Here is a 5,913-nt window from a genome sequence, read left to right as displayed (position 1 = left end):
AACATGCTTGCTGTTGGCTTGAACGATTCCTGAATCGAAAGGGTCGGGATGATACAACGTTGGTTGCCAGCTCCTACCAGCATACCGTCTATGATGGCAAGTGTCAGGGGTAGATAAATGCTGAATGTGGTGCTTTTGCCCACCACCGATTGCACGTCGATCCTTCCTCGCAGCCTGGAGATACTTCCCCTCACCACATCCATGCCAACGCCTCTGCCGGAGACATCAGTAACTGTTTCAGCCGTAGAGAAGCCTGGTTCGAAGATCAGGCTAAGTATTTCATGGGTGTTGCCATTGAAATCGCTGTCGATAATGCCCCTTTCCCTTGCCTTTGCCAGCACCCGAGCGGGATCAATGCCGCGACCATCATCTTCAATTCTGATCAAGATACCTCCGGCTTGGTGACAGGCTTCAATTTCAATCTTTCCTTCAGCTGATTTGCCCAGGCCTTCTCTCTCGGCGGGGCGCTCGATGCCATGGTCAATTGAATTGCGCAACATGTGAATCATCGGCTCGGCAAGGGCTTCGACGATGTTGCGATCCAACTCAGTATCTTCCCCCTTGGTAATCAGGCAGATTTGCTTGTTTTGGCTATTTGCTAGGTCGCGAACCAGGCGATTCATCTTTTGGAAGGTGGTGCGGATCGGCACCATCCGCAATGACATCGCATTGCGCTGGAGGTCGGCGGCAATTCGTGAAAGCTGCCTCAGTTCCCGCGAGAGCTCCTCCGATTGCTGCCCAGCCACCACTGGGTGTTCAACCACCATCGATTTCGCAATCACCAGCTCCCCCACCAGATCGATCAGGGCGTCGAGTTTTTGGGTATCAATTTTGACAAAGTTACTGAGGTTGGTCGCTTTTGGTTTTGGGGTTGGCTTTGGCTGTGGCTCCTCTATTTCCTTGGGTAAGGTAGGGATTGACTTATTGATTTCGGCTATTGGTGGAATGATTTTCGCTTCGTCGGCGGGCACACTTGCTGGCACGCTTGTTTCGCTGGGCTTTTCGACCTTCACCTCAGCAGGATTGCCATCGAGGGTGCTCCTCACCCTTTCGATCAGCTCCCTTGTCGGCACGATGATTGGAGCTGTTTTGTTGTCGCTGCGGATTGTTTGCTCTATTCCATCCACAAACTTGCGCAGGGTATCCCCCCCAGCCAGGATCAGGTTGATGACATGTCTGTCAATGACAAGGCTATTTTGCCTTGCCGCATCAAGCAGGGATTCCAAGTTATGGGCTAGGTCTTTGATCGGCTCGAGCCCCAGGAATCCAGCACCGCCCTTGAAGGTGTGAAAGGCGCGAAACACCTGGTTGAGGGTTTCCCTATGGGCGGGATCCTCTTCTAAAACCAGCACACCTTGTTCTACCTGTGAGAGCAGATCCTTGCCCTCATTGCAGAATTCATTGAGCAGTTCGAGGTCGTCCTGACTTTCCAGATTGATCGTAAATCCAGCTTCTGTTTTGTTTGCTTCGGCATAGAGTGCCTTCTCAAGGGGCTGGTATTTTTGCTGGAGAGTCTCTAGTTCCCCTGCATCTAGGGCAGTACCACGGGATCCAAGCTCAACAAGCCAGCCACCCAGTTCCTCACTCAATTGCAGCGCCTTTTCCCTTCCCTGGGCGGCTGCGATTTGCTGGAGTTTGCCTAGGGAGGAGATCAGCGCAGTAATGCTGCTCTGGCCGCCTGATTGAACAAAGGCGAGCTCAAGGGCAATCTCCTGCAGCAGCTCCTCCGTTGACTCGTCCAGCAGGGCCATGGGCAGCACCAATCAGCACGAATATCGCCCATGGGCGTGCTCCGTGACCTTAACATTGCCCTTGTTATAACGGGCTTTGCCTGCCACGGCAATCAGGGCCCATGCCGCTCAATATCCCCTATAGGCCCAGGAACATCATTCGCATCTTGCTGAGCAGGGAGCCCTCCTGTTGGAGCTTTGTTTCAGAGCTGAGTTTTAGTAATTCTGCCCTCCTCTGGCTAATCACAGCAGCAAGCATCTCCAGCACCTTCGGCTCATGCTGCAGGAGTGGGCGCAGGTCGTCGCGTTCAACTTCCAGAACAACACAGGACCCCAATGCTTCAATTGTGGCACTGCGGGGCTCCTCGTTGAAAACACTCATCTCGCCGACAATTGCCGGGGCACTGAGGCGGGCAAGCTCGCGCAATTCACCGTCCTGCATTTTCTTTATAACCGCAACCTCGCCGCTGACAATTTGGTAGAGAGTGTTGCCTTCATCGCCTTCCACGATGATCCTCTCCCCCTGGCCAAAGCGGATGCAGCGGGTCAGTTTTGAGATGCCGCCAAGCTGGCTTTCGGTGAGTTGGCCAAACAAAGGACTCTTGGCCAGGATTGCAATCCGGTCTTGCAGATCGTATGTGAAGGGGCTCTCCGGCCCTGAGCTACCCAGGCGTCTTTTAAATTCCGTAATTGGGTAGGGTACCCGTTGATCTATGCGCTCAAGGGCATACCAGATCTGGCTGAGCACCTCCCCCCTCAGTTCGTCGTAGCCCAGGTCGGTGGGATCTTCCTGCCACACCTCAAGTTCGTAGGTGTTGGCGTAGTCGTGATAGGCATAGACAATCGCCTCTGGCGCCGGGTTCTTCAGCACACTCGGGCAGCTTTCCGCTACTTTTAGCAGCAGCTCCGTCGCCTGGTTGGGCGGTAGTTCCCTGTCGAGATTGATGTGCAATTCTCGGGCGATCGGACCCTTGGGGCTGAAGCGCCGCATGTTTTTCTGCCACATCATGCTGTTTGGCAGCGTGATCAGGGCGCCGTGAACATGGCGTAGGCGTGTGCTCAGCAGGGTCAGGGAAACTACCCAACCGTTTACGTTATCGCCGAGCTCTAGGTAATCGCCTTCTTCAAATGGGCTGTCGACCCGCAGCATGATTCCAGCAAACAGGTCCTTGAGGGCTTCCTGGGCCGCCAGGCCGATAACGGCTGTCAAAATGGCCGATGTGGTCACCAGGCCGACCACGTTGATATCGGCCGCCCTCTGCAGCACGATCAGGGTGAGAGCGGCGCCGATTGTTAGGGCGCCAAGGTCGCGCAGGATCTTGGGCGGATGGGGCCACCAGCTGATCGGAGCCGGTAATTCCAGCGTTAGCCAGAACGCCAGTTGCAGGGCTGCATAACTTTGGCCCAGATGCAGGGTTAAATCCAGCCAGAGTTTATTTTCAGATGCCGCAATGCTCGCCGGCAGGCTGGCGTGCGCAATCCAGATCAGGATTGCCAGGCCTGGCAGGCGTAGGGGCACCGGGGCCAGCTTGGTGCGCCTGCAGGTCAGCCATAGGGCTACCAGCAGGATCACCAGGCCCAGGGCTGTCATCAGGACTCCCAGATTGAGCATTTCAGCCGGCCATGGTTATGAGATCAGCGCCAGGCTGCAGATTGCCCAGCTAATTTTACAGAGAAGATGGAGGCTTTGGTCTGTGGCGAGATTGATCAGCTTGCGGCATTTGAGCAGGTCGATGAGGAAATGGGCAGCAAATTCTGCAGCCCCCAGCCAGGGCATCCCCGTGATCAGGGCCACCGCCAGGGCGTGGGTGCCGCAATGGCTGGCCATCCAGTAGCCCCAGGCCACACCCACCTGGCCGCAGCCGGGGCATTTGCCAATGGCCATCTTGTCTGTCTGCAGGGGAAAGTCGCAGAGGCAATGGGCAAAGCCCAGCATCAGCACCAGCTCCGGCAGGGTCCAATCCATTTGTTCAAGCCCAGGGCTGTAGATAGGTGGTTTGGCGCAGGCTGGCTTCCAGGTGGGCCATCAGCCGGCGGGCGTCGCTTATTCCTAGCTTCCCCCGGCCGATCGCCGCCTCGCTGGCCATTCGCAGCCGCTCCAACAGCAGCTGGGGATCGTGTTCCATTGCTTCTAACACTTCGGCATTGGTGTCGCCCCGCACCACATGGTCGATCTGGTAGCCGCCGCTGGCCTTGAGGCGCAGGTGCACGGCGTTGGTGCTGCCGAAGAGGTTGTGCAGGTTGCCCATCACCTCCTGGTAGGCCCCGCCGAGGAACAGGCCGATGAGGTAGGGCTCACCGGGCCGCAGGTTGTGGAGCTCCAGCAGCGGTTTCACCTGGCCGCTGTCGATGAAGCGGGCAATTTTGCCATCGGAATCGCAGGTGAGGTCGGCGAAGCTACCCAGACCATCGGGGCGCTCCTGCAGTCGTTGGATCGGCATGACGGGAAACAGCTGGTCGATTGCCCAGGTGTCTGGCGCTGAGCGAAAAACCGAGACGTTGGCGTAATAGGTGGAGGCCAGGGCGGCCGGCAGGGCCTGAAGCTCCTGGGGAATGGCGCTGCCGGCGGGGAGCGCCCCTAGGCGGGCGGCGATTGCCTGGCAGCAGGCCCAGGTGAGCTGCTCGGCCAGGCCCCGTTCGGGCAGGCTCAAGTAGCCCAGGCGGAAGGCGGCCAGGGCGTCGTGCTTGAACTTGAGGGCATCGTTCCAGGCCTCCTGCAGGGCGTCGCCCCCCCCATCCGGCGCCTCGATGGCGGCGTGGGTGTCGCGCAGGTTGCGCAGGATCAGGGCTTCGCCCTCCTGGGCGGGCGGCAAGGCGCCCGGCAGGGTGCCGGCTCCGAGCACGTCGAACACCAGCACCGAGAAGTGGCTGGCGAGGGCCCGGCCGCTTTCGCTCACCAGGGTGGGCACGGCTATGCCGTGGGGCTCGCAGCACTCCTTCACCGTTGCCACCACGTCGTTGGCGTAGTTCTGGAGGGAGTAGTTGGTGGAGGCGGCACTGGCGGTGCGGCTGCCGTCGTAGTCGATGCCCAGGCCGCCCCCCACGTCGAGATAGCCCATTGGCGCCCCCAGGCGGGTCAGTTCGGCGTAGATCTGGCCAGCCTCCTGCAGGGCATCTTTGAGCACGGCGATGTCGTTGATCTGGCTGCCGATGTGGAAGTGCAGCAGGCGCAGCTCACCGAGCAGGTCGGCGGCCCGCAGGGCCTCCACGCTGGCGAGCAGATCCGGCACCGAGAGCCCAAACTTGGCCCGCTCCCCCACCGAGCTGCCCCAGCGCCCAGTACTGCGGGCCGAGAGCTTGGCGCGGATGCCGAGCAGGGGGGCGGCACCGAGTTCGCCGCTGGCGGCGATGATCCGCCCCACCTCATCGGCCTGCTCGATCACCACCACCGGCTGACGGCCCAGGCGCCGGGCCAGGATCGCCGTTTCGATGTAGCGCTGGTCTTTATAGCCGTTGCAGATCAGCAGGGCTTCCGGGTCGTCCAACAGGGAGAGGGCGATCAGCAGCTCGGCCTTGCTGCCGGCCTCCAGGCCGAAGTGCCAGCGGCGGCCGCTCTCCACCAGCTGCTCCACCACGTGGCGCTGCTGGTTGCACTTGACAGGGAATACGCCCTGGTAGCGGCCGCCGTAGCCGTACTGGGCGATGGCCCGCTCAAAGGCGCCATGCAGGCGCTCTAGCCGGTCTTCAAGGATGTCGTCGAAGCGGATCAGCAGTGGCAGCGACAGGTCGCGGCCCTGCAGCTCCTGCACCAGCTCCACCAAATCGAGGGAGCCGCCCCGGTCGCCGCGGGGTTGAACCATCACATGGCCCCGCTCGCTGACGCAGAAGTAGGGATCCCCCCAGCGCTCGAGGCCGTAAAGGGCGGCGCCGTCGGCGGCGGTCCAGGTGCCGGTGGGATTGGCGAGCACCATCGGGCCTTTGGGTTGTGGCGGGTTGCGTGACTGGAATCTTGTCAGTGGCCGGGGCTGCGGTTCGGCCCGATTCGACGGGTTGGCTCTGCTGACCCTGACTTACTCCGCCCGGTGAGCCATGGATGACGTCCGCTCCACATCACTCCCCCCTTAAGGGGGGATTTGAGGCGGATCGATTTCTACCTTTCGGGGTCGCGGGCAAAATGTAGTGAGTAATTCTTGCGTCGAGACAATCCCATGCCGCATCAGGGTTCGTATATCAACGGCAAGTG

At 59.9% G+C, this 5,913-nt stretch carries 4 protein-coding genes; all 4 read right to left on the bottom strand.

What is annotated here, in order from left to right; genetic code table 11:
• On the bottom strand, positions 1 to 1,751 hold a 1,751-nt coding region (locus tag KBZ07_RS15085), incomplete at its 3' end, for a chemotaxis protein CheA (RefSeq protein WP_254932378.1).
• Positions 1,752 to 1,869: 118 nt separating this feature from the next.
• The gene (locus KBZ07_RS15080) at positions 1,870 to 3,321 is read right to left on the bottom strand and encodes a mechanosensitive ion channel family protein (protein ID WP_254932377.1); all 1,452 of its coding nucleotides are present in this window, start codon (positions 3,319 to 3,321) and stop codon (positions 1,870 to 1,872) included.
• 36 nt (positions 3,322 to 3,357) lie between these two features.
• Positions 3,358 to 3,696 (bottom strand): DUF3307 domain-containing protein, encoded by a 339-nt coding sequence (locus KBZ07_RS15075; protein ID WP_254932376.1) that lies wholly within the window; start codon positions 3,694 to 3,696, stop codon positions 3,358 to 3,360.
• Positions 3,697 to 3,700: 4 nt separating this feature from the next.
• On the bottom strand, positions 3,701 to 5,641 hold the full coding sequence (speA, locus tag KBZ07_RS15070) for a biosynthetic arginine decarboxylase (protein WP_254932375.1): 1,941 nt from the start codon (positions 5,639 to 5,641) through the stop codon (positions 3,701 to 3,703).
• Between the last annotated feature and the right edge of the window lie 272 nt (positions 5,642 to 5,913).

This window comes from Cyanobium sp. BA20m-14, from assembly GCF_024346295.1.
The sequence above is the reverse complement of the archived record's forward strand: the minus strand, read 5'-3'. Positions and strand labels throughout refer to the sequence as shown.